Source organism: Streptomyces pimonensis (assembly GCF_041380215.1).
In the GTDB taxonomy this organism is placed as follows: Bacteria; Actinomycetota; Actinomycetes; order Streptomycetales; family Streptomycetaceae; genus Streptomyces; species Streptomyces pimonensis.
On sequence record NZ_JAHWZY010000010.1, the window covers coordinates 15,260 to 41,233 of the forward strand.

Consider the following 25,974-nt stretch of genomic DNA (forward strand, 5'->3'; position numbering starts at 1 on the left):
CACGATGTCGTCGTTGTTCACGGCGTCCCGGCAGGCCGGGTCAGCCGGGTGATGTCGTCCTGTCACGTCTGCCGGCGCCGGCCTCGGCCCCGGCGGCGGTGGCATCGGCCGCGTCGGTGTCCGGGGCGGCGGGGCGCACGGCCTCGGGCCCGGTGGGCAGATCGCGCATCCCGCGCAGTGCGGAGAGCAGCAACGGCAGCGGTACGACGAGGAAGCCGGCCGCGCAGCACAGCAGGGCGGCACGGGCACCGAAGCCGTCGGCGAGCACCCCGCCGGCCAGCGCCCCGAGCGGCAGCGTGCCCCACATCAGAAAGCGCAGGGTGGCGTTCATCCGGCCCAGCAGGTGCGGTGGGCAAAGGACTTGGCGGAAGCTCACCTGGGCGACGTTGTAGACCACGGCGCCGAAGAAGACGACGCCCGAACCGAGCGCGAACAGGGCGGCGCCCCCCACCCCCTCCGACAGCGGCCACAGCAGTGCGAACGGCCCCGTGGCCAGTGGGGAGAGCCAGATGACCCGGGCTTGTCCCCACCTGGCGGCGAGCGCGCCCGCGGCCAGCGCGCCCGCCAGTCCGCCGACGGCCGCGGCGGACAGCACAAGGCCGACCGCTGCGGGCTCGAGGCCCAGGACACGGACGAGGAACACCGTCTGAGTGGCCATCAGCAGTGCGGTGAAGAAGTTGCCGAGTCCGGTGGCGACGGCGATCGCCCGCAGCAGTGGCCGACCCAGTACGAAGCGCAGCCCTTCGCCGATGTCCGCGCGCAGCGACGCACCGGGAACGGGCTCGGGGCGGGGCTCCGGTTGCTTGATCCGCCACAGACAGAGCGCGGAGAGGGCGTAACCGACGGCGTCGGCGACGACGGCCAGGTGGGCGCCGAGGAGCTGGACCAGGCCGCCACCGAGACCCGGGCCCGTCACCTGCGCGGACGACCGTACGGTCTCCAGTGCCCCGTTGCCCCTGACCAGTTGGTCCCGAGGCAGGAGGTGGGGCAGGAAGCTCTGGTGGGCGACGTCGAAGAAGACGGTGGCGACGCCGGTGACGAGGGCGACGGCGTACAGCTGAGCCATCGTCAGGACATCGGCCACGCCCGCCACGGGGACGCTCGCCATGGCCACGGCCCGTGCGACATCCGCCCGGATCATCAACGGCACCTTGCGCAGGCGGTCGACCCAGGCTCCGGCGGGCAGCCCGATCACCAGGAACGCGGCGGTTTCGGCGGCCGTGAGCAGCCCGATCTGGAAAGCGGACGCGTCGAGTTCGAGCACGGCCACGAGCGGCAGAGCCACCAGGGCGACGTGGGCGCCGAACTGCGCGGCTGCTGCTCCGGCCAGCAGCAGCCTGAAGTCGCGCATGCCCAGAGGGCCATTGGCCGCGGTGCGGAATGTGACGGACATGTGAACGACCTTCAGTGAATGTTCGATCAAGAGTCAAAAGAGGATGGGTACTTTTGGTCACTTCTTCTGGCGTCACCGCTCCGTACCGGAAAAATTTCCAGCGGATCGCGGTGTCGGCCGGATGAATCGCCGATGATCTGTCAGGTCCACGATGATGGAGGACTCCGGTCCGGCGGGCGGTGTCACCGACCGACGCGCACTCGACGGCTCGATCGACTGGTATGTCCGAAAAAGATCATCCACTCGGAGTGCGGGATCGAAATTGATCATTCCGCCTGGTATGGCGTCAGTAGTGTGGGCGTGGAGCCGTGGCCGCACACGACGGAGCGGGGGACGAACGGACCGCGGTCGGTGGGGTGACGGAAGAAACTCGCTGATGAGGCCGGCGAAGCGGAGGAGCCGAGCCGGGCGGTGGCCGGGGCGGCCGCCGGTCGCTGCGGGCCGGCAGGCGTTCGCTCCCAGGCCTCGCACGCCGGGCGGTGCACTCCTTGGCGCCCGCCTCCCGGCTCTGTAGCGGTGGTACGGGTCAGGGACCGAACGGAGTGTGCTCGACCGTCAAGGCCAAGGTCCTGCCCGAAGGAACAGTGAAGGACTTCTCCGGACTGCGGGACTTCGCGGAGATCACGGTCACGGACAAGGCGGGCAGGAAGGTGCTCAGCCGTAGCGAGGACTTCTGCCCGAACAACGCCAGCGGCCGGGTGCGGCCCGAGGCGCCCGCCACCTCGAAGTATCCGGAGAGCTGCCCCACGAACCCGTTCACCCTCGGTTCGGTATGGGGTGTCGAGAAGGGCTGGGCGGCCAACACCTACGCGGGTTACTCCACCGAGCCGGTCAGGCTGGCAGCCGGCACCTGCACCGCCAGGGCCGGGGTCGCCAAGAAGTACCGTGACCTGTTCGGCACCGTCGACAAGCCGGCCACGGTCAGGGTGACCGTGCAGGAGCGGAGCTATGAGGACGAGCAGGGCGTCGCCGGGGCGGCGTCCCGGCCCTCCGCCTCGGGCGAGCACGCCGGTCACGGAGCCGTCCACCAGGCGCCGGACGCGCACACGGATCACGGGCCGGGAAGCGCCCCGACGCCCGCCCAAGCCGCCGCGCGGGTCACGAGCGGCGCGGGCCCCTCGTACAACGTGGGCCACGGGCCGCTGACGGCGGCGCCACCCGCGCTGCCGTGGGCGCTGAAGAAGAAGCAGGCCGCGTGTTCGACGCGAGTCGGCGACACGGAGGGCCAGACCGACGGATCGCGCAAGGCGCCGGAGCTTCGGCCCCTGTTGAAGCGGCCCGCCGGCAAGCCCTCCGTCCCGGACGTCCCCAAGCCCGACCTGCGCTCGCTGCCGGCCTACGGCATCGTCGTCAGCGACGGTGAGAGGGACATCCCCGGCAAGGACTACCTCGCTTTCAGCGCCAACGTGTGGAACGCCGGTCCGGCGCAGCTGGTGGTGGACGGCTTCCGGTCGCCCGGCAAGGACAAGATGGACGCCTACCAGTACTTCTACGACGCCAAGGGCGAGCAGGTCGGCTACACCCCGACCGGCACCATGGAATGGGCCCCACGTCCTGGTCATATGGACTGGCACTTCACGGACTTCGCCAGGTACCGGCTGCTGAAGGCGGACAAGAAGGAGGCCGTGCGCAGCGGCAAGGAGGCCTTCTGCCTCGCGAGCACCGACGCGATCGACTACACGGTGAAGAACGCCAACTGGCATCCGTTCAACACCGACCTGTCCACCGCCTGCGGCGTGGAGAACTCGATCTCCGTCCGGGAGGTGCTGGACGTCGGCTCCGGTGACACGTACTCACAGGACCTGCCGGGCCAGTCCTTCGACATCACGGAGGTGCCCAACGGCACGTACTACATCCAGGTGCTGGCCAACCCGGAGAGGCGGCTGAAGGAGACCAGCGTCGACAACAACAGCGCTCTGCGGAAGATCGTGCTCGGCGGCAAGCCGGGCAGACGGACGGTGACCGTACCGGCACACGACCTGGTCGACGCGAACTGACGGGACGCCGGAGAACCGCTGACGCAGGCGGGGGCGACGGCCACGCGCGACGGCCGTCGCCCTCGTGCCGCACGGTGGGAGTTCCGGTGCCCGTCCGCTGAGGGCGGGACGCTGCAGGGGCCGGCCGGGCGGGTGCCGGAGTCCGCTTCGAAGGACGGGGCACCGGTGAAGCTCCCCTCGATCGTGAACACCTGGTAGGAGCCAGTTGCGCCTTCCGGCCCGGTGTCACGAAGGACCGTCGCGCCAGGTGTCCGGCGGTACCGCGGTCGGGCGGACGGCCGTGCCCCGAAGCCTCGGCGAGCCGGGTCGAGGCCCTGGAGCGGGTCGGTTCGTACCGGCATCCACCTCCCGGCGCTCTTCCGGGCGGGCCGGTGCGGTGCCGCAGCGGAGCCGCGAGCCCGTGCAGGTCGCGCACGGACAGCGCAGGGCACGCACACGGGATCTGCCAGGGACGGAAGCCGATGACGAGGTCAGGCCCGCCCTCCACCGGCGCGACGCAGTCGCGGCCCTCGGTGTGCACCGGCTCTCCGGCACACCACCGCACCGGCCGGAAACGGTGGCGCCGGCCCGGCGTGCCGATCCGCGGCGCCGTCACCACGACGGCTCCACCCGCACCTTCCGGACGGGCTCCGGCGAAACCCTCGGCGGCCGCCGACGTGCAGCCGGGGCCAGGCGCCCGGCGAGCGGACGAGCAGCCGATCACCGCCGGTCCACGCCTGCACCGGCACAGCGGGATATCCCGGCTTGAGTCGCCCGCTGTCAAGAAACTCCTCCTTGAGTTGTTACATTATCTGCTTTGTTATATATGAGTGAGAAGTGTCGGCTGTGGGGTGTTCCGGCTGTCGGCGCCGCGTCCTTCGGCTGCGGGCCGGGGCCTTCTCACGCTCACCCGCCGGCACCCTCCGGCGCCTGCGGGCCGCGCTGTGCGCCAGGCCGTCTCCCGAGACCCCGCGTCTCGACTGGGAAGGGGAGGACATGAAGAGGGAGGCTCCGGCGCGGTTGCCGCTGCCGGTCGGCAGCGGCGGGAGGGCCCGGTCCGCCGGTCGGCGCGATCCCGTCCTCCCCGCCTCGGTGCCTGGCAGGGCCGGAACCGGTACGGCACGCTCGGCGCCCCCGCGGCTGCAACATGCCGTCCGAGGCCGGCAGTCCCGCGCTGACGCGGAACCGGTCCGGCTGAACCGTTCGACGCCACGATCCGGGAAGGAGGAACCACCGTGATATCCGCTGTCCTGGTCCCCCTGATACTGCTCGTCGTCGCCCTCGCACCCGACCTGTACGAGGACTGGAGGGCCTACCGCCAGCAAACCCGTCTGCCCCTGCCACCGGCCCGGAGCGGACTGATCGGCCTGCTCGACGCCGGGGCGGCCTGGCTGCGGCACCGTTCAACGCGCTGGACCGACTCCAGCGGTGTGCGGAGCCCTCGTCCAAGCGCTCGTCTTCCGCGCGCCGGGCGCGGGGCACGCCGGGAGACTCCGCCGGCGCCCGCCCTTCACTCCCGAGGTGGATAGGCCGCCTCGGTGAGGTCACCACCGAGCTGCAGGAGGCCGGGCACCGGGGCGGTCGGCGCAGCGGCAAAGCTCCGTCCGCCGGGTCGGAGAATGCGGAACCGCCGAGCGCACACGGACGTGAGGAACCCCGGCCTGACCGGCGTACGGCGCGGAGGCGAGCCCACCGGACCCGCCGAGCACCTCGTCCTCACCGGCGACCTCGGCGGGCGGACATGTCCCGCTCCCCCCGCCCGGGCCGCCGGTCCGGCCGCGCGGGAGGTGACCGCCGCGATCCTCGCCGATCCCGGCATCGCCCGCGCGGCCGTCGCCACGTGGCAGCATGTCCCCGGCCGATTCCGGGACTGCGGCGGACCGGACGCCTTCGCGCACTGCTCCCATGACGGCCTGCCCGGCCTCCTGCGCGCTGTCGCCACCGGACACCCCGCGAGGCCGTGTGGGCGATGGCCGCCGCGGCCGCCCATGCCCGCGACGGTCACGCGGGGGACGACGCCACCGTCCTGTGCCCGGAACCGGTGCGGTCCCCGGTGCGGAGGCCGTGGTGCGCCCCCGCACGGGAGCGGAGGGGGAGGTTTCCCCGTCCTGTGCGCGCCCCGGGTCGAAGAGGGGCCACAGTGAGGGGAGGTTTAAATGGTTCCGGGTGCGGGACTTGCCCCCTACCCGACCGGCGTCTCCGGCAGGGTTCGCGGATGACGCACACATCGTTTCCCGTGAAGCATTCCGAGGGGACAGGGAAGCCGCGCAGGAAGGACGTGTTCATGTCCGAGGAAAAGAACGGGACCGGGATGCCTCCGCATGAGGCACTGCCGCTGCCGGACTACGACCATCTGCCGTTGGGCAGCCTTCAGCACCGCATCCGCACGCTCGACGAGAAGAGCCTGCGCGAGGTGCTCGCCTACGAGGAAGCGCACGGGAACCGGCTCCCCGTCATGGAGGCGCTGCGGAACCGGCTCCGTGAGCTGAGCGGGGGAGCGCAGCCGTCAGGAGGTTCGCCTCTCGCGTCTGCTCCCGAGCACGCTCCTCCGGCGGACTCCGGGTCGCGGGTCTCCCCCGTCACGTCCGGCCCGCCGATCAATCCTCCCTCCCATGGCACGCCGGAGAACCCCGCACAGCCCCGTTCCACGGGCTGAGACGTGGCCTGGTCTCCGCGTCCGGGCTTCCGCGGGCACGGAGACCGGGGGCGGCCCGGTCCGTCCCCGGTCGGCACGGTCCGGTGATCTCCTGACCGACGGCTCCGTGCCTACGGCGCGTCGGGCGGGTCGCGCAGGACGGCCGACGCGATGTCCGACAGCGGCTTGCCGGCGCGGAACGCCTCGGCGCGCATCAGCGCCAGCGCGTCCTCGGCAGTGAGTCCCTGCCGGGCCACCAGCGTTCCGATGGCGCGCGTGGTGTCGAACCAGTGGGCGCGGACGACCTCCTCCGGTTCCCAGGCCGGTGCCTGCGCCCCGGTGAGCAGCATCTCGCGGGTCGCCATGAGGGCGGTCGCAACCGCGTCGGCCACCTGGGACGCCTGGTCCAAGGCCTCGTCGTCGAGGGCGTGGGGTCCGAGCGCCAGCAGGTCGATCGTTCCGAGGACGTAGTCGCCGAAGAAGACGGGAAGGGCGTACACGGATTCCAGCTGCGGCAGTTGCCGGCGCACGGTCGCCCCGAACAGCGGCCAGGGCGTCAGTTCGTGACGCAGGTCGTGCACCGCCACTGGTTCACCCGTCCGCGCGGAGGCGATGCAGGGGCCTTCCAGCACCGTGAACTGGATCTCCTCCAGCCGCAGTGCGGCATCGCTCGACGCGGCGAGCAGCTGGCGGGAAGGGGTGTCGGTGAGCAGCGACAACGTGGCGCCGTCCACGCCCAGTCCCTCGGACACCGCTCCGCACACCCGCCGCGGAAGCTCCTCGACGGGCGCGTTCGCCGCGGTCTCCGCGACCAGTCGCGCAGCCTTCACGGGGTCGGCCGTCATCCGGCCCTCCGGTGCCTTGGCATCCGCGAGTCGGAAGGCCGGTGAGGTGACTTCGCCGTGTGCTGGTGACGGATCATACGAGCCATGTACCCGGCTCGGTCGGGGAAACGCCGACGGACTCGGTCGGCCCCCGCGAGGGGAGCGCCGTGTGCAACGACGCGGCCGGACCGGATGGGGGCGGATGAGAACCCGAGGAGGCGGAGTGTCATGCGGCGGCCCGGCACGGACCCACTGGACTTCGACACCGGCGCCCTCGGGAACTGGGACGAGAAACGCGCGCGGAGGGCGCTCAGTGGCAGACACGGCACGCCCTACCGCAATCACCTGGACATCGCCGCGCGTCCGAAGCCTGCCGGATCATGTCCCCGCCGGACGCGCCAGCGCGTCGACGGTCGCGGAGAACAACCCCGGCAGCCGCTGTGCCGCAGGCACCAGCGTTGAGCGGACCGGGGGGATCCTCGTCGCGCCGAGCAGCGCCCGGGTCAGCCAGCGGTGGCGCCGGGTGAGCCGTCGCCACTCCCGCTCGTACGCTTCCGGGTCGTTGTCGACGACTGCCCGCACCGCCGCCGAGGCCTGCGCGAGCGCCAGCGCGATGCCCTCACCGGTCAGCGCGTCGACATAACCGGCCGCATCGCCGACAAGCAGCACCCGGCCGGCGGTGCGTGCGTTCGTGTCCTGGCGGAGCGGCCCCGCCCCGCGCACCGGTCCGGCGGGCCCGGCTCCGGCCAGCCGCTCCCGCAACTCGGGGAAGGCGGCGAGGTGGTCGTCGTACGGTCCGCGGCCGGCGGTGAGCACCGCGACGCCGACGAGGTCGTCGCTCACCGGGGTCACGTAGGCCTCCGCGTCACGGGCCCAGTGCACCTCGACGCGATCGCTCCAGGGGGCGGACACGTAGTGGCGGCGCAGCCCGTGTCGCCGGTGGGCCCGACGCGGCCGGTGCAGACCCAGGGCCCGGCGGATCGGCGAGTGCAGGCCGTCCGCAGCGGCGAGGTGCCCGGCCCGGGTGCCGTCGATCACCACACCGCCCTCGTCCTGCTCGACACGGCGCACCGTGCGCTGCTCGACCCGTACGCCGGCGGCCAGCACCGCCTCCCGCAGCGCCGCGTGCAGGACGGTGCGACGCACTCCGCGGCCCGGCCCCGCCCGGAAGTCGGCGCCGACCCGACGCGGCCCGGAGACGTACGCGATGCCCCGCAGGTCGTGTCCCGGCGGGTGCACACCGAGCGCTGCCAGGGCGGCGACGGCGCCCGGCATCAGGCCCTCGCCGCACGCCTTGTCGACGGTACCGGCGCGCTGCTCCCAGACGGCGACCTCGAGGCCTGCCCGAGCCGCGTGCAGCGCCGTGGCGAGACCCGCAGGTCCGCCACCGACGACGAGAAGATCCATGCGCCCCTCCTCAGGCCAGCCGCGCCAGGGCGGTGTTCTCGACGCGGACGCGGGTGGCGAGCAGGAACCCGTTCAGCACGGTGAAGACGACCGCCGTGATCCAGGCCGAGTGCACCAGCGGGAGCGCGATCCCTTCGACGACGACGGCGAGGTAGTTCGGGTGCGGGAGCCGGCGGTAGGGGCCGCAGGTCACGCGGGCAGCGCCGGGCACGACGATCACCCGGGTGTTCCACTGCCGGCCCAGGGTGGCGACGCACCACCAGCGCAGCGCCTGCGAGGCCGCGACGAGGGCGAACATGGCCCAGGCGAGGACCGGTACGATGTCCGGCCGCCGCACCCATACCTCCACGAGCGCGCCGGCCAGCAGGCCCGTGTGCAGCACCACCATGAACGGGTAGTGACCACGCCCGGCCTCCACACCGCCCTGTGCGAGGCTCCGGACGGCGTTGCGGTGGGACACGAACAGTTCGGCGACCCGTTCCAGGACGACGGCCAGGACCAGGACGGTGAACAGGACTCCGCCGCTCACCTCTCATCCTCCCGGGGCGCGCAGGAGCACGAGTTCGGAGCAGAAGCCCGGGCCCAGGGCGAGCATGAGCCCGTGGGAGCCGGGCCGCGGCGGGCGGTCGGCGAGCGTGTCCGCCAGGACGTGCAGCACCGAGGAGGAGGACAGATTGCCGATCCGGCGCAGTGAGTCCCAGGTCACCCCCAGGGCGTCACGCTCGATCCCGAGCACTTCCTGCAGTGCTTCCAGCACCTTGGGGCCACCGGGGTGCGCGACGTACCAGCCGATGTCGTCGTCGGTGAGGGCGTGGTCGGCGAGGAAGCCGCGAACGTCGTCGCCGACGTACCGGCGCACCAGGTCGGGGACCGAGGAGTCGAGCACGATCTTGAATCCGCCGGAACCGACGTCCCAGCCCATCATGCGTTCCGAGTCGGGGTAGAGGCGACTGCGCGAGGCGAGGACCTCGGGGCGGGCGGGATCGTCGGACCGGGCGAGCGGATGCCCGGAACCGACTGCGACCACCGCCGCGGCACCGTCCCCGAACAGGCCGCTCGCCACGAGATTGGCGAGTGAGGTGTCCTCGCGCTGGAACGTGAGCGAGCACAACTCGACCGACACCAGTACCGCGACCCCGTCCGGGCAGCCGCGCAGCAGGTCGTGCAGGCGTGCGATGCCGGCCGCGCCGGCGACACAGCCGAGGCCGACCAGGGGCATGCGCACCACGTCGGGGCGCAGCCCGACCTCCGCCGCGATGCGGGCTTCGAGCGAGGGGACGGCCAGACCGGTCACCGTGCACGACACGATGAAGTCGACGTCGGTCGGCGTGAGGCCGACCTCCTTGAGCGCGTTGACGACCGCGCGGCCGCCCAGTTCGACGCCCGTCCGGATGAAGGCGTCGTTCGACCGGCCGAAGTCCCCGAGGCGGGTATACTCCTCCAGCGCCAGCACGGTGTGCCGGGTCTCGACGCACGTGTTGCGGTGGAACCGTTCGACGACGCCGCGGTCGACCGCGCCCTCGACCAGTATGCCGGCGAAGGACTCGGTGATCTCCTCCTGCCGGTAGCGGTGATCGGGCAGGACACCGCAGACACTGAGGACGCGCATGGTCATGCTGGCTCCTGAGGACGGCCGGCCGGACGGACGGGTGGGAGGAGCGCCCGGCCGAGGCCGAACGCGACGGCGGGGGTGAGCCGGCCCCTGGCGAGACCGAGCTCGACGAAGTCGTCGAAGACGCGCTGGTCGGCGGCTGAGGCCCGCAGCCCGGCCTCGAGGACACCAGCGGTGCGGGCGAGCCGGGCGGCCAGCGCGGTGTGGCGCAGGTGGGGCAGCAGGATCCGGCGGGTGACGCGGGCGTACCGCTCTCCCGCCCGCTCGGGCCGTCCCTCACGCAGGGCTGCGGCGGCGGCGCGACCGGCCGCGATGCCGGTGGCCACGGCGTAGTGGATGCCCTCTCCGGTCAAGGGGTTCACCAGGCAGGCGGCGTCGCCCGCGAGCAGTACGCGGCCGGCCGGAGGGCGCCAACGTGCCGTCGAGAGCGGCAGGAGGTGCCCGGCCCAGTTCCGCCCCTCCTCGGCCGCACCGGGCAGGAGCGCTTCCAGCCGCTCGAACAGCTGGGCGCGGGTCGGCGCCGGCCGGCCTCCATGGAGGACCTCGCCGTACCCGACGTTCGCATGGCCGTCACCGCGGTCGAAGGACCAGGCGTACGACGGCTGATGGCGGGTGCCGAACTCGATGACCTGTACGCCTCGCCGCCCGGGTGCGACCGGGGCGTAGCCGCGCAGGGCCAGGGCCACCGGACCGCGAGAGCGGCCGAGCGCGCGTCGGACGACCGAGTGGTCGCCGTCGGCGCCGACCACGACCGCGGCGCGGACCTCCCCGTCCAGGACCACCGCATCGGTGTCCTGCCGCAGATCGCGGACCCGGTGCCGCAGGAGCCGGGCGCCCGCGGCGACGGCCGCGTCGACCAGTCGGGCATCGAGGATCCGGCGTGGCACCACCCACGCCGGGCGGGCCGTCCGCCGCTCGACGACCAGGCCGCCCCGGCCGAGGCGGAGGAGCCCGACCGGGACCCGGTCGTCGACGAGACCGGTGACGCGGACCTCGGCGAGGAGGTCGAGGACGTGCGGGGCCACCCCGTCGCCGCAGACTTTGTCCCGCGGGAAGCCCGCCCGGTCCAGCAGGGCGACGCGCAGACTTGCGTCGGCGTGCAGCGCGCCCAGGGCGGCGGCGGCGCCGGCCGGCCCGGCGCCGACCACCACGAGGTCCCAGCGAGTGGAGGTGGGCGCCATCAACCGGCCGCCACGAGCAGCACGACATCGAGCAGGGCGACGGTCACCGCGGCCCGGAAGGGAGCACGGCCGTGGGCGGCCGCCGTAAGGACCATGAGGAACGCCACCGGGGCGAGGACCGCCGGCGCCCACGCCGGAGGAGGCCCGGCGGGACCGAACACGGCCAGCAGCGAGGCGGTGGCCAGCAGCGAGGCGGCCAGAGTGCGCGAAAGGCGCTCGCCGAGCCGGTGCGGCAGGCCGCGGACGCCGGTGCGTTCGTCGTCGGCGAGGTCGGGCAGCGTGTTGAGCAGATGTGCCGCGACACCGAGCGCCGCTCCGGCACCGGTCATCCACAGCGGCGCCCAGGCCGGGGCGGGGCCGGCGAGGGTGACGACCGAGGGCAGCGTCCCGAAGGCGCTGGCGTACGGCGCCCACGACCACCGGGTCGACTTGAGCCCCAGGTTGTAGGCGTGGCCCGCGCCGGCGCCGAGGACGACGTTGACCAGCCCGCTGCGCCACCCGGCGAGCGCGGACAGCACGATGCAGGCGAGTCCGGCCACGGCCAGGGCGCGCACCACCCGGCCGACCGGGAGGGCTCCGGTGACCAACGGCTTGCCGGTCCGGCAGGCGGCACGGTCGCGAGGCAGGTCCCGCAGGTCGTTGCCCCAGCCGATCGTGAGCTGCCCGGCGAGCACCGCAGCGGTGACGACGGCGGCATCGAGCGGGTCCAGGTCGCTGCGGAGCGCGAGCAGGCCCGCGATGGCGGCGACCGCAAGGGCCGGTCCGCCGTGGGCGGCGGTGAGCAGCGCGACCGGGGACGGCGGTCCGGGACGCGTCGGTGCTGTGCCGGTGGTCACGGGCGTCGCCGCACAGCGACCGGCCCACGACGGACCGCGTCGCCGAGCGCCCCCAGGACGGTGCGTGGGCGCAGCACGGGTGTCCGGCCGGACGCGGCCTGCCGCATGCCCTCGATCACCTCGGCGAGCACCTGCGGGCCGTCCTTGGCCGGGGCCCAGCCGAGCTCCGTGCGCGCACGGGTCGTATCCAGCACCGGGAGCGCGAAACCCATGTCGAGCCACCCGGTGTCGACCGGTTGAAGGCGCGCGTGCCAGGCGGCCGACATGACGGCGCGGACCACGGCGGAGGGCACGTGCACCAGCCTGGCGCCGAGCACGTCCGCGATGACCGCCGCGGTCACGGGCGTGTCGGCGGCGAGGTTGAACGGACCTGCCGCGCGCCGGTGCAACGCCGTGACGATCGCCTCGGCGACGTCGTCGGTGTGAACCATCGGGATGGTCAGCCTCCGGTCCATCGGCAGGACCGGCAGCAGACCGAGCACCTTGGAGGGCACGAGGGCGGGCACGCCGTACCGCAGGAGAGCGCTGCCGGCGGCGCGCTGCCCGACGATTCCCGGCCGAAGGCGGGTGACGAGCGTGTCGGCGCCGGAGGCCTCATACCGGTCGAGGAGACGTTCGGCCGCCGCCTTGTGCCGGCTGTACCGCGAACTGCGCACGCCCCCGGTGGGCCAGGACTCGTCCACCGGACGATCGTCCTTCTTCGGTGAGTAGGCGCCGACCGAGGACATGTGGACCAGGTGCGGGACACCGGTGTCGGCGACGGCCCGGAGCACGCGGCGGGTCCCGCCGACGCCGAGTTCCCTGAGGTAGGCGAGATCGTGGGACGGCTGGAAGCCCCATGCCAGGTGGACGACCGCGTCCGCGCCGGTGAACGCCTCGACGAGCGTGCCGTGACAGGCCTCGGTGCTGAGGTCCGCCGGGCGCCAGTCGACCCCCCGGCTGTCAGGGCCCCTGGGCAGCCGCCGGGCCAGACCCACAAGGTGGTGCCCGCCCTCGGCACGCAAGCGTCGCACGACGACAGAACCGATGTTTCCGGTCACCCCGGTGACCACGATGCGCATGCAGGATGCGTTGCCCGTCGTTCCTCCTCTCACACGGGGTGCTCCGGCATACGGCGGACACCGGCGTCACCCGGCCGGTGCACCGCGCGTGTGCGCGTCCTTGGACATGGAGTGTTTTCAGCGCGTATGCCGCGCCGAGGGCGGACCGCCTCTCCGTCCCTCCCGCACGCAGCCTTTCGACGGCCGGGTGCTTTCACGGCGGATCGCCGGCCGGACGCCGTCGGTGCGGTCCGCCGGCCGGCGGGCGGGGACGTGGCCTTCGGCGCGTCCTTCGAACGGCCCATCGGCAAGGGGCGCGACGGCCTGCGGAGCGAGGTCGGCGAGCGGTTCCCCGTGAACGAGCGCCACGGGCGCTCACGGCGGCCCCGACCGGCTCCGCGACCGTCGGCCGCCCATCGGCCGGTACGCGGACGGGCGGCCGGCGGTGCGCGGCGGCGCGGACGCCCCACTGGCGTGCGGGCCTGGAGCTGCTGGGGAGGACATCATGCACGGCTCAGGTCGTGCCGGTGAAGCGCTGGCCCCGTTCGCCGGTTCCGCCCCACCGGGGGAGACGCGGACATCGCTCCCGCGCAACGGGGAACCAGCTACTCCATGCATCACGGTCACACACCCGCCAGGAGCGCCGCGCACGGTCGGTCGTCGCAACCGCAGCCCGTCGTGTCACCACGGAGGAACGGAGGCAGGCACCGGCGCGCCGGCCGGCGCAGGGGCCGGTGGCGGCGCAGGCTCCTGGCCTATCGCGCGGTCGGGTTGCTGCAGTCGCCCGCGCCTGGTGCCGCAGGGGAGGAATGTCTGCTGCTGGTCCACATCCGCAGGGTGGTCGGCCAGGTGACCTACCGGACCTGCGAGGAGTGCGCCGAGGGCGTGATCACCGGTGTGATCATCGACGCTTCGTTCCGTGACAGCGGACTGGGCACCAGGGCGCTGTCGCATCTGCGTTCCCGGTACCCCGGCGTCACCTGGCGCGCCACCGACGGCCATCGCCTCACGCGTGACCTGCTGCACAGGATGCGCATCCCCCGGGCGGCCGCCGACGACCACTGTTCCCACCTCCGGTCCGCTGCCGTTGCCAGGAGCGCCGGGTGAAGGATTCCGCGCGCTTTCCTCCTCCCGCGCGGCAGCGGAGCCGCCCCGACGGCCGGCACCGGGTGAGGATTTCGCAGCTGGGGCCGGTGGTCTCGTACGGGTTTGTCGGCTTCATCGGCGGGATCGGTGCCCGGGCCAGTGGTGGTTCCACCCGTAAGGGCTTCACCGGCCGCTCGTCCAGTCCCCGGGCGTGCGGACCGGCGACCACCGGGCCGTCGGGGTGGCCCGCCCCTTCGTGGGTATGCGGGTCCGGAATCCCGTCGGCAACGAGTGCCTGTACGGACACCTCTTCGAAGCAGTGGGAGACGGAATGAGGCTCCGCGAGTCGGCTCTGGCACTGACCTCCCGGTATTCCGCCGAGGTGCTGGCCGGACGATATCGCCTGGACGCGCTCATCGGCTCGGGCGGCGCCGCCGACGTCCACCGCGGCTTCGACCTGCGTCTGAGGCGATCGGTAGCCGTCAAGGTCTTTCGGCCCGGCGCCGACATCGACATGGAGGAACGTTTCCGGGACGAAGCGGTCATCCTGGCCAGGATGCAACATCCCGGGCTGGTCACCGCCTACGACGCCGGACGCCACAAGGACCGCGCCTACCTGGTCATGCAACTGGTCGAAGGTCCCACGCTGAAAGGCCGCATCGCCGAAGGTCCTCTGTCTTCCGAGGAGACGGCCGTACTCGGCGCCGACCTCGCCGAGGCCCTGGCCCACGCGCATGAAGCGGGGATAGTGCACTGCGATGTGAAGCCGTCCAACATCATCCTGGACGCATCCGGGCGCCCCCACCTGACCGACTTCGGCATCTCCCGGCTGATCGACGCCACCATCCGTACCACCACCGACGCACTCGTCGGCACTGCCGCGTACCTGTCCCCCGAGCAAGTGCTCGGCCGGCCCGTCGGCAGGCCCGCCGACATCTACGCCCTCGGCCTCGTACTCCTCGAGTGCCTCACAGGCAGGCTCGAATACGGCGGAGGCCCCCTCGAGGCGGCGATCGCACGACTCCACCGCCGGCCCGCGCTGCCCGGCTCCCTGCCGAAGGACCTGGCAGCCCTGCTGCGGGGGATGACCGCCCTGGACGAATGGGAACGCCCGACGGCACACGAGTGCGCCCGGACGCTGACCGCCCTCGCCGGCACGGCAGATTCCGTGTCCGTCCCCTCCGCACCCCGCGCCACGGGTGTCGCGCCGAGCCGGTCACCGGTGCGGGATGCCGAGCCCACGCGCCCGGACCCGTTGCCCGCGGACAGCGCGACCGGGCCGAAAGCCGCCGCACGGCGTCGCACCCTGGTCGCCGGTGGAACTGCCGCGCTCGCTGCCGTGCTGACCGCTGCCCTCGCCCTTCCTGACGGCCTCTCACACCAGGAAAGCGGCGAGAAGGAGACGCGGACTGCCGGCCGCTCCTCCGCGCCGACCGGTCCGCCGCGCACCGCCGCCGAAAGGAATGGCGCGGCGTCCGCGGCTCCGTCGTCCTCCTTTCCCGGCGCTCCGGCCGAGTCGCCCCGTGACGCCTCTTCGGGACGAAGCCCTCGCTCCGCCCCGGCCGATCCGGCCAGGAACGCAGCCACCGGCACAGCCGCTCACGGCACCGGAGCCCCAACGCCCCACTCCCGCCCGGACGGTACTCAGGGCGACCCGATCACACACCTCTCCGGTACGGAAAAGCAGACCGGGACGAAGACCTCCAGCGAACAGCCCGGCAAGTCCGAAACGGCCGGGAGGGGCTGGAAAGAAGCACAGAAGAAAGAGAAGGAGGCGCAGAGGAACAAGGGAAGGACGGCCACAGCGGACTGAGCTTCCGACCACTGGGCCGGGGATCCGGAGCGGTGAGGAAGGCCGGTCCCTGCCCCCTGGTCCTCCCGGTCGGGAGGTTCGGCTGTGGTGCGCGGAGTTCGCGGCGCGACCGCAGAGTTCGCCCGCCTCCACGGACAGGGACGCCGACGAGGGCGACGAAGCGGACCGAACGCAGCCGGCCGCCGCTGCGGTGGCGGCTCGGTGGGCGGCGGTGAGGGCGTTGACGCCGCTGGAGCCCATGGAGGTGACGCCGCGCTTGTCCACCACGAGGCACGGGCGAGGGAAGGGACGCTCAGGACTCGCCTGAGCTGATCGCCGGTATGGTGGTCGACCTCTCCGGCCGGGGTCAGCACACGGATGCCGTCAGTGGCGGAGGCCACGATCCGCGGCCCGCCCGTCCGGTGTGCGACTCGGTTTTCAGCCTGGGCGTTTCGGCCATGCCAGTGATACTTGCATACCGGAAGCCTCCTCATGGGTGTGATCCCGCACCTGTGGGTGACGCGTCCTGTGTGACGAGACCGGCACCGGGGTGCACGGCGTGGACGCGAGGACAAGGGTCAGGACGTGTACGGGGTGGCAGGAATGAACGCGATGGATCCGGTGTCTGCGGGCGGGGACGGTACCCTGCCGTACGAGCGGGCCGTACAGGCGACGGTGGTTCTGGACGGCGGCGGCGCGGACATCGCCCGGGCGCGCCACCTGACCGTCGGCTTTCTCACCCGCGGGCAGGTCGAGCACGGTCTGCCGGTCTCGCAGCGCGCCCTGGACGTGACGCAGCTGGTGGTCAGCGAGTTGGTCACCAACGCCCGCAAGTACGCGCCCGGACCGGTGCTGTTGGACCTGCGGATCCTCGGCGACACGGTCGAGGTAGCGGTGTGGGACTCCGAGCCGGCGCTGCCGATCGCACGGGCCGCGGACGTCGAGCGGGTGGGACAGCACGGGCTGGAGATCGTGATGGCCGTCGCCCGAGGCTTCGAGGTACAGCCGGAGCCGGTCGGCAAACGCGTCACCGCCCGCATCGCCCTGTCGGAGGATCCGGGCGGCCACGTCGCCGGAGGAGGCCCCGTGTAGGGCGAGGCCCGAGAGCGGAGGCGGCCTCCGAACCGACCCGGCCCGCCCGTGCGAGCGGCACCCCGACGGGACGGCGCTGCCTGCCCCCGAAGGTGCCGCACCGGTTGGCCGGTCCGAGGCGGCGGGCGGGGACCCGCGGGCCCGGCTGGTCCAGGGCCCGCGCGCGGCGTGGACGCGGTCGGGCCCGAAGCGACAGAGCGTCGAACACGGGCCGAGGACCTTGCCGATCGGGCAAGAAGGTGCGGGGGACCGGCGACACGGCCCTGGGCGGCTGTCCGAAACCGGCAAAGGCCGCGCTTCCCACGCCCGGCCACGCCCTTGCCCGGCCGGACCGGCACCCGAGCCCGCGACCGGCCTGACGGTGCACGGCATCGCCGGCCGGCTCGCTCGCTGCGTGGTTCCGGCAGCCGTAGGACCGCGTGAAGGCCGGCCGCCTCCGGTGCCACGCGACGCGCGTCCGGAACCCGATCGCATCCGCTCCTCAGACGAGCGCGGCGCGGTTCCCTCCGGTGACGTTCCCAGGGCGGCGGGCGCCCGGGGCGCGGCTTCCTTTCGGGCGGGAGCACCTCACCGGCCGTCCGGTGACCGGGTCCCGGAAATCGACGGTGCGGCCGACGGAGACATGGCTGTGATCGCGCAGGCGGGCGTACACCTTGTTCTCGACCTCCCAGCCGAGTCCACAGGGCCCGTCCGCCAGGAGCCGGATGAGGCCCGGGGGAGGGAGGGCCGTCCGTGGTCTTCAGGCGGATCTCTTCGCGGACGGGGAGCGAAGCGAAGCGGTCCCTCGCGGCCGGCCGAGGGGCGGCCACCGGCCCCTTCGGTTTCATCATGTCCCCCTCACGCCCGCCGGCCGGCGCGGCCCGGCCCCGCTGCTCCGGTCTCACGTCAGGGGGACACGGCGAGGTGAACCTCGACATGGAAATCCGCCTCGGCCTCACCGAAACGACCGTTCCCGGCCTCGGGCCGCAGACGGCAAGGTCTCACGCCCCATCGTGGAGGGAGGCAGGCACCTGCGCAGGTACAACACGTCACGTCGACCGGGCTGTTCCGGCCTCTGGTACGACGTGCCGTCGGGACACGGCCGGCCTGGGCGGTTCTCCGTCCCGGGCTACGGTTCCCACCGCGCGATCCCTCCTGTCTCAAGGGCTGCCCACAGAGCGCCGTCGGGACCTACGGTGATGCCGTGAGGCTCGGACGACGGTGACGGCAGGCTGTACTCGGCGATCTCGCCGCCGTCGGTGATGTGGCCGATGCGGTTGGCCCCCCATTCGGTGAACCAGCAGTTCCCGGTGGAGGCCGCGACGATGGCGTGGGGTTTGGCCGTGCGGTCGGGGAGCGGGAACTCCCTGATCGCGCCGTCCACCGAGATCCTGCCGATCTGGCCCGCTGCGATCTCGACGAACCACAGGGCGGTGCCGTCGCTGGTGATGCCCACGGGCGCGGCGCCGGCGGTGGGGAGTGGATGGATGACGATGTCTCCGTGGACGGTGATGCGGCCGATCGCGTTCGCCTGGTTGAGGGTGAACCACAGGGCGCCGTCAGGGCCTGCGGTGATGGCCGAGGGACAGGCGCCCGTGCAGGGAAGGACGAACTCGGTGATCTCTCCCTTGCAGGTGATGCGGCCGATACGGTCGGTGTTCATCTCCGTGAACCACAGCGCACCGTCTGGGCCGGCAGTGATACCGAAGGGGCCGCTGTCGCGCGTCGGCACGGGGAAGGATCCCGTTTCCCCGTCGGCGGTGACGCGGCCGATCCGGTGGTCCTGGGACCGGGTGAACCACAGTGCTCCGTCGGGCCCGGGAGCAATGACCGTAGGGCTGCACTGGGACGATTCCAAGGGGTACTCGTCGAGTCGGCCGTCGGGAGTGAGACGCGCGATGCGGCCGCTGTGCGCGAAGGTGAGCCACAGCGCGCCGTCAGGTCCGGTCGCGATGCCGTAAGGCCCGGCCCCCTTGTCCGTCACGGAGATCTCCCTGATGGCCGGGGCATCGGAAGGGTGCACAGCAACTCCTCGTAGAGGTGGGGTCAGTCGATGGGCCCGTCCGATGTCGCAGCCCGGTCCCGCACCAGGTCGAGGACGATCGCGGCGAGGTCGGCGGGCCGGGTCATGGGGATGTTGTGGTTCGAGCTGATGTCGATCAGCCGGCGGCCGGGGACGGCGTCGACGACGGCACGCACCTCGTCGCGCCGTGAGGCGTGAAAGCCATCCTCGGCCAGCACGATCGTCATCGGACAGGTGAGGCGGTCGTACACGTCGACGGCCGGGAAGACTTCCGCGTCGGGCTCCACGGCGGTGACGGTCGCGACCTCCTCGATGGTCGGCCGCCGTACCCACCCGTGGCCGCGGCGCAGGAAGGAGCGCCGTGTGACCTCCTCGACGAGTCCGGGCCGTGCTCCCGCGTTGAGCCGGTCCCCTCCGGCCTCCCGCACGCACTGCTCGACGTAGGCACGTACCTGGTCGTCGTCGGCTTTCCAGCCGTAGCGGAACATCCTCCGCAAGCGGTCCGCCGCCTCGGTGGTCCGCACGTCGGCATGCTCGGCGAGTGACGCGTCACGATCACCGAGCACCACGCCGTCCACGACACAGAGGGCGGCCGGTTCCAGGAGTCCGCTGGCGGTGGCGGCCGTCACCGCGTACCCGCCGGTGGAGTGGCCCACCAGCACGGGACGGTCCCAGGCCAGCGCAGTGATGGCGCTGTCGAGGTCCCGCCAGTACTGCTCGGGACCGGTGGAGTCGAGCCGGGTCTGCCCGTGGCCACGCAGGTCGAGAGCGATCGGATGGCACTCGCTCACCAGGAGGGACGCCACATCCGTCCAGGCCGCGGCGTTGTGTCCGCTGCCGTGGACAAGCAGCACGCCCTTGCCGTGGCCGCCGAAGTCCACACCGGACAGGACACCGTCCACGACGGGAAGTTCGATCTCTGTTCCGGTCACCACCGCACCCTGTCCGTAAGAAGACAGCCGGTGCAACTGCTTTTCCCACAGGGGGCCCGGCGAGGTGAGGATCCGTTCGCGGCAGGACCGCCGCCAAGGGCGGGGTGACGGAGTCGATCCGCCGGCAGCCCGGCACCGCCCGGCTCCTGCCCCGCCGGATCGCCCGTCGCGCCTGCGGCCCGCTGTTCCCACCGACCGCAAGGCCCGGCTGGAACGCCGACGCCCGACGTGTGCCCGGGGGCCGGCCGTGCCCGGCTCTCCTACCACCGGGCCGAGGAGATCTTCCGGGAGAACCCCCGGCTGCCGACCGACCCTGTGCCGTTCGGAAACTCGTCACTGCTGCTGTGAGGGGGCCTGGCGCAACACCATGGGCTCCTGACCTCTGCCCGGACGTTCGGCTCACTGACGCATCACTGGCGCGGAAGCCGTTGTCGGTCCGGAGGCACTCGAGCGGAGCGGCGGCAGATGTGCTCACCGGCTCCGGCGAGAGCGGCTCGATCAGCGGTCACCCGGGCCGACGGGACCCCGCACCGTGGACCGTGCCGCGCCGGGGGATGACCGGGGCACCTCTGCGGACGGGGCGAGCCCGGGGTTGTCAGGTCAGCAAGGGCTGAGCGAGGAGGAAGAGGTTGAGGCCGCTGATGAGGGCGGCGGCGAGGGTGGCGAGGACGGTGGTGAGGGGCCGGTTGACCAGGGGGCCCATCAGGCTGCGGCGGGAGGTGAAGTAGATCAGGGGGATCAGGGCGAAGGGGATGCCGAAGGAGAGGGCCACCTGGCTGAGAACCAGGGCGCGGGTGGGTTCGAGGCCGGCCAGCAGCAGGCCCATGGCCGGAACGAGGGTGGCGGCGCGGCGCAGCGCGAGGGGGATGCGGCGGCGCAGGAAGCCCTCCATGATGATCTGGCCTGCGTAGGTGCCGACGCTGGAGGAGGCCAGTCCGGAGGCCAGGAGGGCCAGGGCGAAGGCGGTGGCCACGCCGGGGCCGAGTGCGGCGCGCAGTCCGGCGTGGGCGTCGTGGAGGGTGTCGACGCCTGCGGTGGCGTGCTGGAAGGCGGCGGCCGCGACGACCAGCATGGCCATGTTGGCCGCTCCCGCGAAGGCCAGCGCGACGACGATCTCGCGGCGGCCCCGGCGCAAGGCGGTGCGCCGGACCCGGGCCTGGCCGTCGTGGCGGCTGTGGTGGCGGGTGAGGGCGGAGTGGAGGTAGACCACATGGGGCATGACCGTGGCGCCGATGATGCCGGTGGCCAGCAGGAGGCTGTCGCCGCCGTCGAAGCGGGGGACGAGGCCGGTGGCGGCGTCGGCGGTCGGTCCGGCCTGCCATGCCTGGTAGAGGAAACCGGCGAGGATGACCAGCAGCAGGCCGGCCAGAACGGTTTCGAAGCGGTGCCGGCCCTGGGGGGCCAACAGCAGCAGGAGCAGGGCGATCGCGGCGGTGATGAGCACTCCGGGCAGCAGCGGGACGCCGAACAGGAGGTTGAGCGCGATGGCCCCCCCGATGAGTTCGGCCAGGTCGGTGGCGATGGCCACTGCTTCCGCCTGGAGCCACAGGAAGGCGTTGACGGTGCGCGGGCACCGTTCGCGGCACAGTTCGGGCATGCTGCGGCCGGTGGCGGTGCCGAGTTTGCAGGACAGGTACTGCACGAACATGGCGACGACGTTGGCGGCGGCGATGACCCACAGCAGCAGGTAGCCGTAGCGGGCCCCGGCCGCGGTGTTGGTGGCGAAGTTGCCCGGGTCGACGTAGGCCATGGAGACCACGAAGGCCGGACCGAAGACCGCGGTCCACTTCAGCCAGCGTGGCGGAACCGTGGGACGCCGGACGACCTCGGCCGGGGAGGCTGCGGTCGCGGCGCGGGTCTCCAGGGCGTCAGCCATGGCGGCGGCCCGCGTCGGCGGTGCGCCGGTGACGGCGGACCGCCAGCCGCGCAAGAGTGGCGGCTGCGAGTACGGCGGCGAGCACCCGGTGTCCGGTTGCGCCGTACGCCGCGGCGACCGTGGCCGTCACGACGGTGAGGGTCAGCAGGAGACAGGCGCCGGGCCGCAGGATCAGGGGGTGGGCCGGCCGCGCATGGGGCTTGGCTGCGGTGGTGGTCATGACGGCTCCGTCGGCGGTGGGCCGGACAGGGAAGACGGCGGTGCGCCGGGCAGGACGGAAGGGCGCAGGAGGCACGGCAGCGGGAACGCTGCGGGCGGTGCGGCAGCGTTCCCCGCCGACTGATGTGATCAGGTCAGTTTGTCCTTGAGCTTGCCGACCGGGCCCGCCTCGGTGCCCATGGCGGGCCCCTTGGGGTCGCCGCGGCTGCCGTCGTAGGTGGCGTACAGCTTCGGGTCGGGCGGCGGCGTGGACGCCAGGTCGCCCTGCGCGGCCGGGTCCTCCAGGAAGCCGATCTGCTCGCCCCCGGGCAGCGGTGCGCCGACCCAGCGGCCGTCGGCGGACGCGGTGCCGTCGGACAGGTGCCAGATGGCGTAGGCGTCGCCGGACTCCTCTTCCTCGAACAGCGCGTTCGGCGCGATCGGGGTCGGCTCGAGACCGTCGGCCCGGAGCTCCTCGATGGCCGCCATCCACTGCTGCTGGTGGACGCTGTCGCGGGCGAGGTTGTACTTCAGCATCGCCCTCACGCCAGGGTCGTCCGTCATGTTGTACAACCGGGCGGCCTGGAGACGGCCCTGGGCTTCGGCGGCGGCGTTGGCCTGGAAGTCGGCCAGCAGGTTTCCGCTCGCCACGATGTAGCGGCCGTTCCAGGGATAGCCGTTGCTGTCGGCCGGCAGCGGCCCGCCGCCGGCGATGATCGCCTGTTGCGGGTCCATGCCGCCCAGCACGGCGCCGACGACCGGATCGCCCTGCGCCATCTTGGTCGTGGCGGTGGCGGGCGCGCCTTCCAGCAGGCGGGCCACCATGGTGGCGATCATCTCGACGTGACCGATCTCCTCGGTGGCGGTGTCCATGATCAGATCGCGGTACTTGCCGGGCATCCGGCAGTTCCAGCCCTGGAACAGGTACTGCATCGTCACGGTCATCTCGCCGTAGGCGCCGCCGATCAGTTCCTGGAGCTTGCGCGCGTAGACGGGATCTGGCTTCTCGGGCGTCGACTGGAACTGCAGCTGGCTGGTATGACGGAACATCGGTGTTCCTCCTCGGGCGGTTGCCGGGCGCCTCGCTGGCGCCACCAGCAGTCGACCAACGCCTCGTCACCGTCGCGTCACCGCCGTCGTCACCGGCCCCGCACCACCCGTACACGACCCGTTCGCGATGCCCCGGGACGGTTACCCGGCCCTGGACATCAGCCGCCACTGCGCAGTGCGGCCCCGGCAACCTGCGGCGCCGGAGAACCTATGACTCCCCTCACACCACCCTCGGCCGACTCCCGGACGGACGGCACTTCGCACCTGCACCTTCTGGGCGCCTTCACCTTCCGGACGGGCTCTCGGCCCGTGCATCCGCCCCCGGCCTGCCAGCGGCTCCTCGCCTACCTCGCCCTCCAGCACGATCCCGCGCCCCGCACCCGGACCGCTCACACCCTGTGGCCCGACATCGACGACGCCCATGCCGCGGCCTGCCTGCGCTCCACCCTTCACCGTCTGCCCCGCACCGCGTACGGGCCGCTGGTCGAGCACCCGGCAGGTGCCCTCGCCCTGGCCGGCACCGTCTCGGTCGACACCCGCCATCTGGAGCGTCAGGCCGCCACCGTCACCTCTCTCGACGAGGTCGGCCCCACCGAGCTGCCCACACCCGACGACCTGTGCCACGATCTCCTTCCGGACTGGAACGACGACTGGCTCCTGGCCTCCCGTGAATGGCTGCGCCAGCTCCGGCTGCGCACCCTGGAACGCCTGGCCGCCCGCCACTGCCGGGCCGGGCGCCTCGACGACGCCCTGGAAGCGGCCATGTCCGCCGTCGCCTGCGAACCCCTGCGCGAAAGCGCCCACCGCATGGTCGCCGCCGTACACCTCGCCGACGGCAACAGCTTCGAAGCCCTGCGCCAGTACGATCTCTACCGGCACCTGCTGCGCGACGAACTCGGCCTGTCGCCCTCCCCCCGCTTCCGCCATCTCCTCGCCGATGTCCTGGGCCGCCCGGTCGACGCGTCGTCACGCACCGGTGATGCCCCCCTGGCACAACAGCAGACATGAACGCCGCAGCAAGTCTTCCCCCGCCGCCGGCCTCGGGACCAGCCCCAGACGGTCCCGACGCATCCGACGAACCGATCGCGACCCTCATCGTCCGCGTCTGGCGCCGCAGTGACGCCACCCTGTGCGCCCGGCTCCTCGACGCAGACCGTCCCCACCCCGCCACCTGGGCCACCGCCGCAGGCACGGAACAGATCTGCGCGGCCGTACGCACCTGGCTGATCGTCCACCGCGCCGACAGCGGTGCCGTCCCCGGCACGCGCCCCGACAACGGCCACGGCCCTGACCTGCCCGGCACCACGGGGCAGGGGCCCGGTTGAAGCCTGTCCGGCAGAACCTGCCGTCGCCGACACGTACCCGCAGTACCGACGCCGTGCCGACGGGGCGGCGAGCGCCGAGAAGCAGGTCGTCCCCGGCCCGTCCGCTGAACCGGACCGCGCCTTCGCCGGCCGGCTTCCTGCACACGCGACCGCGGCCCATGCGTTCCAGCGTGAAGGAAGCGGCTCGTCCTGTCCCTGCGCAGTCCGGCGCCGCCGCGCCCGCCCCGGCCGGGACTCGGCCCCCGCCTTCCGGCCCGGCCGACCCTCGACTCGCCTCACAACGCCGGTGGGAGCAGGCCGGGGGAGTGCGGCCGGCGTGCCGGTCGTCGTGCACCGGTCTTCCCGCACGGGCAGCCGGAGAGGCACCGTGCGCCGCCATGGACGGGATGCTCGGCACCGCCCATGGCGACCACGACCTGATCGTCTTCCTCGAAGGCGTCGCATCGCCGCCCCGGACGCTGCTGCGGACGATCCGCGGCGGGTGGGAGTGGCGCGACGGCGAAGCCCATGACCTCGGCACCGCCTGAGACCTGGGGAAAGCGACAGCGGTGGTGCGGACGACCGCCGTTGTCCCGGTGGCGTGGGTGTGCGCCGGTACTGCGGCCCTCGACTCCCTCCCGGCGCCGGAGCGGGGACCGTGTTCCGGCGGGACGGGCAGCCCCTGGTCCGGCAGGACCAGGAGCTGCCCGTGACGGCGCGCACCACAGCTCGCCACGCTTCCTGGAACACGGGCATGGCGGCCCCTACGGGCGCCGTGTGACGACGGACGAACACCGGGGCCGGTCGGCCGGCCGTCGGCCGGGAGAGCTGGAAAGCGTCCGCATCCCGGGACCCGCAGCCCCCGCCATGGTTGCTCCGCCCCCGAGCGAGGCGTTTCGTCCTCGGGCCTCGTGGCCCCGAAGAAGGGGTGGTGCGATCGCTTACGGGACGAGCGGAGTCACGGAGCGGGCGTGCTCCCACATGCCGTGGAGCTGTTCCATGGGCCGCTGCTGTTCGCCGTGGAGGGCGTTGAGGACGACGAGGCATCCGGTGAGGGCCGGCACCGCCCACTGCGCGCAGGCGAGCTGGCGCTGCGCCTTCTCCATGTCGATGGGGTGCCGGTCCGCCTTCTGGTTGTCCTCGGGATCGGAGGAGGAGGCCAGTTCGACCTTCTTGCCGAGGACACGCGCGTAGGCGGTGGCGGCCAGAGCCGCTGCCGTGACCGCGGTCTTGGCCGTGGTGGAGGCGCCCACGCCGCGCTGGGTCCTGATCCGGTGGGCGTTCACGATGAGCAGGCCGCCACCGCCGAACAGGTGCGCCCCGATGGCGGCGGCGTTGACCGGCACCCACTTCGCCCACCCCACCGAAGCGATCCGGGCCCTGGCGGCGACCGTGGAGCCCTCGTACTCCGCCGCCCCGTTGAGTCCCACCGCGCCCATCAGGGAGCCGCCGAACCAGGCGGCCAGTCCCACGTCGTGCAAGCTGCGGATGAGCGTGTTGCGTCCGGACATGATCGTGCTCCTCGGGAAGTAAGCGGTACGGGCTGACGAGGTGTCGCGCTCTCTTCACCCTCGCCGGGCCCGTCCCTCACCGCCAGCACGGCTGACCCGGATGGTTCATCCGTGGAGAGCACGTCGCCGTCGTACGGCGGCACCGGTACCCGGTCGAGGTGATCTCCCACTGTGTGGGGCCGCACCACCGATTCCGGCTCGGCTTCCGTGAGGTCGAGGAGCTCATG

22 protein-coding genes are annotated in these 25,974 nt (G+C 72.7%); 8 read left to right on the forward strand and 14 right to left on the reverse strand.

The window, feature by feature from the left end; translation table 11 throughout:
* Positions 1-40: 40 nt before the first annotated feature.
* A complete protein-coding gene (locus tag KYY02_RS12435) occupies positions 41-1,393 on the reverse strand; it encodes an MFS transporter (RefSeq protein ID WP_371237969.1) in 1,353 nt (450 codons plus the stop codon).
* 542 nt (positions 1,394-1,935) lie between these two features.
* On the opposite strand from KYY02_RS12435, the gene KYY02_RS12440 reads away from it, so the two are divergent.
* Both KYY02_RS12440 and KYY02_RS12445 read left to right on the forward strand, forming a co-directional pair.
* Complete coding sequence (locus tag KYY02_RS12440) at positions 1,936-3,390, forward strand: lysyl oxidase family protein (RefSeq protein ID WP_371237970.1); 1,455 nt, start codon at positions 1,936-1,938, stop codon at positions 3,388-3,390.
* Between the two features lie 2,263 nt (positions 3,391-5,653).
* Positions 5,654-6,025 (forward strand): DUF8129 domain-containing protein, encoded by a 372-nt coding sequence (locus KYY02_RS12445; RefSeq protein ID WP_371237971.1) that lies wholly within the window; start codon positions 5,654-5,656, stop codon positions 6,023-6,025.
* A 110-nt stretch (positions 6,026-6,135) separates the two neighbouring features.
* Here KYY02_RS12445 and KYY02_RS12450 read toward each other — a convergent pair whose 3' ends face one another.
* From KYY02_RS12450 to KYY02_RS12480, 7 genes are all read right to left on the reverse strand, one after another.
* Entirely contained in the window at positions 6,136-6,849 is a 714-nt protein-coding gene (locus tag KYY02_RS12450) for a GAF and ANTAR domain-containing protein (protein WP_371237972.1), read from the reverse strand.
* A gap of 357 nt (positions 6,850-7,206) precedes the next feature.
* Positions 7,207-8,235: an NAD(P)/FAD-dependent oxidoreductase gene (locus KYY02_RS12455; RefSeq protein ID WP_371237973.1), complete on the reverse strand. Its 1,029-nt coding sequence runs from the start codon at positions 8,233-8,235 to the stop codon at positions 7,207-7,209.
* 10 nt (positions 8,236-8,245) lie between these two features.
* On the reverse strand, positions 8,246-8,764 hold the full coding sequence (locus KYY02_RS12460) for an isoprenylcysteine carboxyl methyltransferase family protein (protein ID WP_371237974.1): 519 nt from the start codon (positions 8,762-8,764) through the stop codon (positions 8,246-8,248).
* 3 nt (positions 8,765-8,767) lie between these two features.
* Entirely contained in the window at positions 8,768-9,850 is a 1,083-nt protein-coding gene (locus KYY02_RS12465; RefSeq protein ID WP_371237975.1) for a type III polyketide synthase, read from the reverse strand.
* Positions 9,847-11,028 (reverse strand): NAD(P)/FAD-dependent oxidoreductase, encoded by a 1,182-nt coding sequence (locus tag KYY02_RS12470; protein ID WP_371237976.1) that lies wholly within the window; start codon positions 11,026-11,028, stop codon positions 9,847-9,849. Before KYY02_RS12470 ends, KYY02_RS12465 begins: the two co-directional genes overlap by 4 nt.
* Positions 11,028-11,864, reverse strand: coding sequence for a UbiA family prenyltransferase (locus tag KYY02_RS12475; protein ID WP_371237977.1), 837 nt, complete (start codon positions 11,862-11,864; stop codon positions 11,028-11,030). The genes KYY02_RS12470 and KYY02_RS12475 overlap by 1 nt, the downstream gene beginning before the upstream one ends.
* Positions 11,861-12,925, reverse strand: coding sequence for an NAD-dependent epimerase/dehydratase family protein (locus tag KYY02_RS12480; protein WP_371237978.1), 1,065 nt, complete (start codon positions 12,923-12,925; stop codon positions 11,861-11,863). Before KYY02_RS12480 ends, KYY02_RS12475 begins: the two co-directional genes overlap by 4 nt.
* A gap of 750 nt (positions 12,926-13,675) precedes the next feature.
* On the opposite strand from KYY02_RS12480, the gene KYY02_RS12485 reads away from it, so the two are divergent.
* The 3 genes from KYY02_RS12485 to KYY02_RS12495 all read left to right on the forward strand — a co-directional run bounded on the left by KYY02_RS12485 (position 13,676) and on the right by KYY02_RS12495 (position 16,874).
* Positions 13,676-14,011 carry an N-acetyltransferase gene (locus KYY02_RS12485; protein ID WP_371237979.1) on the forward strand — a complete coding sequence of 112 codons (336 nt, stop codon included), beginning with the start codon at positions 13,676-13,678 and terminating at the stop codon, positions 14,009-14,011.
* 310 nt (positions 14,012-14,321) lie between these two features.
* A complete protein-coding gene (locus KYY02_RS12490) occupies positions 14,322-15,803 on the forward strand; it encodes a serine/threonine-protein kinase (RefSeq protein ID WP_371237980.1) in 1,482 nt (493 codons plus the stop codon).
* Between the two features lie 591 nt (positions 15,804-16,394).
* On the forward strand, positions 16,395-16,874 hold the full coding sequence (locus KYY02_RS12495; RefSeq protein ID WP_371237981.1) for an ATP-binding protein: 480 nt from the start codon (positions 16,395-16,397) through the stop codon (positions 16,872-16,874).
* 1,108 nt (positions 16,875-17,982) lie between these two features.
* Here the strand turns inward: KYY02_RS12495 and KYY02_RS12500 are convergent.
* The 5 genes from KYY02_RS12500 to KYY02_RS12520 form a co-directional block, all read right to left on the reverse strand.
* Positions 17,983-18,876: a Vgb family protein gene (locus KYY02_RS12500; protein WP_371237982.1), complete on the reverse strand. Its 894-nt coding sequence runs from the start codon at positions 18,874-18,876 to the stop codon at positions 17,983-17,985.
* A 23-nt stretch (positions 18,877-18,899) separates the two neighbouring features.
* Positions 18,900-19,808 (reverse strand): alpha/beta fold hydrolase, encoded by a 909-nt coding sequence (locus KYY02_RS12505; RefSeq protein ID WP_371237983.1) that lies wholly within the window; start codon positions 19,806-19,808, stop codon positions 18,900-18,902.
* A 595-nt stretch (positions 19,809-20,403) separates the two neighbouring features.
* Positions 20,404-21,684: an Nramp family divalent metal transporter gene (locus KYY02_RS12510; RefSeq protein ID WP_371237984.1), complete on the reverse strand. Its 1,281-nt coding sequence runs from the start codon at positions 21,682-21,684 to the stop codon at positions 20,404-20,406.
* Positions 21,677-21,904: a hypothetical protein gene (locus KYY02_RS12515; RefSeq protein ID WP_371237985.1), complete on the reverse strand. Its 228-nt coding sequence runs from the start codon at positions 21,902-21,904 to the stop codon at positions 21,677-21,679. The genes KYY02_RS12510 and KYY02_RS12515 overlap by 8 nt, the downstream gene beginning before the upstream one ends.
* Before the next feature lie 128 nt (positions 21,905-22,032).
* On the reverse strand, positions 22,033-22,932 hold the full coding sequence (locus KYY02_RS12520; protein ID WP_371237986.1) for a manganese catalase: 900 nt from the start codon (positions 22,930-22,932) through the stop codon (positions 22,033-22,035).
* 309 nt (positions 22,933-23,241) lie between these two features.
* Here KYY02_RS12520 and KYY02_RS12525 point away from each other — a divergent pair, with 309 nt between their 5' ends.
* The 3 genes from KYY02_RS12525 to KYY02_RS12535 all read left to right on the forward strand — a co-directional run bounded on the left by KYY02_RS12525 (position 23,242) and on the right by KYY02_RS12535 (position 24,784).
* Positions 23,242-23,940, forward strand: coding sequence for an AfsR/SARP family transcriptional regulator (locus KYY02_RS12525; protein ID WP_371237987.1), 699 nt, complete (start codon positions 23,242-23,244; stop codon positions 23,938-23,940).
* On the forward strand, positions 23,937-24,257 hold the full coding sequence (locus KYY02_RS12530) for a hypothetical protein (protein ID WP_371237988.1): 321 nt from the start codon (positions 23,937-23,939) through the stop codon (positions 24,255-24,257). Before KYY02_RS12525 ends, KYY02_RS12530 begins: the two co-directional genes overlap by 4 nt.
* Before the next feature lie 377 nt (positions 24,258-24,634).
* Positions 24,635-24,784 carry a hypothetical protein gene (locus KYY02_RS12535; protein WP_371237989.1) on the forward strand — a complete coding sequence of 50 codons (150 nt, stop codon included), beginning with the start codon at positions 24,635-24,637 and terminating at the stop codon, positions 24,782-24,784.
* Between the two features lie 393 nt (positions 24,785-25,177).
* Here the strand turns inward: KYY02_RS12535 and KYY02_RS12540 are convergent, their stop codons facing one another.
* Positions 25,178-25,747, reverse strand: a complete 570-nt coding sequence (locus KYY02_RS12540; RefSeq protein ID WP_371237990.1) for a hypothetical protein — start codon at positions 25,745-25,747, stop codon at positions 25,178-25,180.
* Between the last annotated feature and the right edge of the window lie 227 nt (positions 25,748-25,974).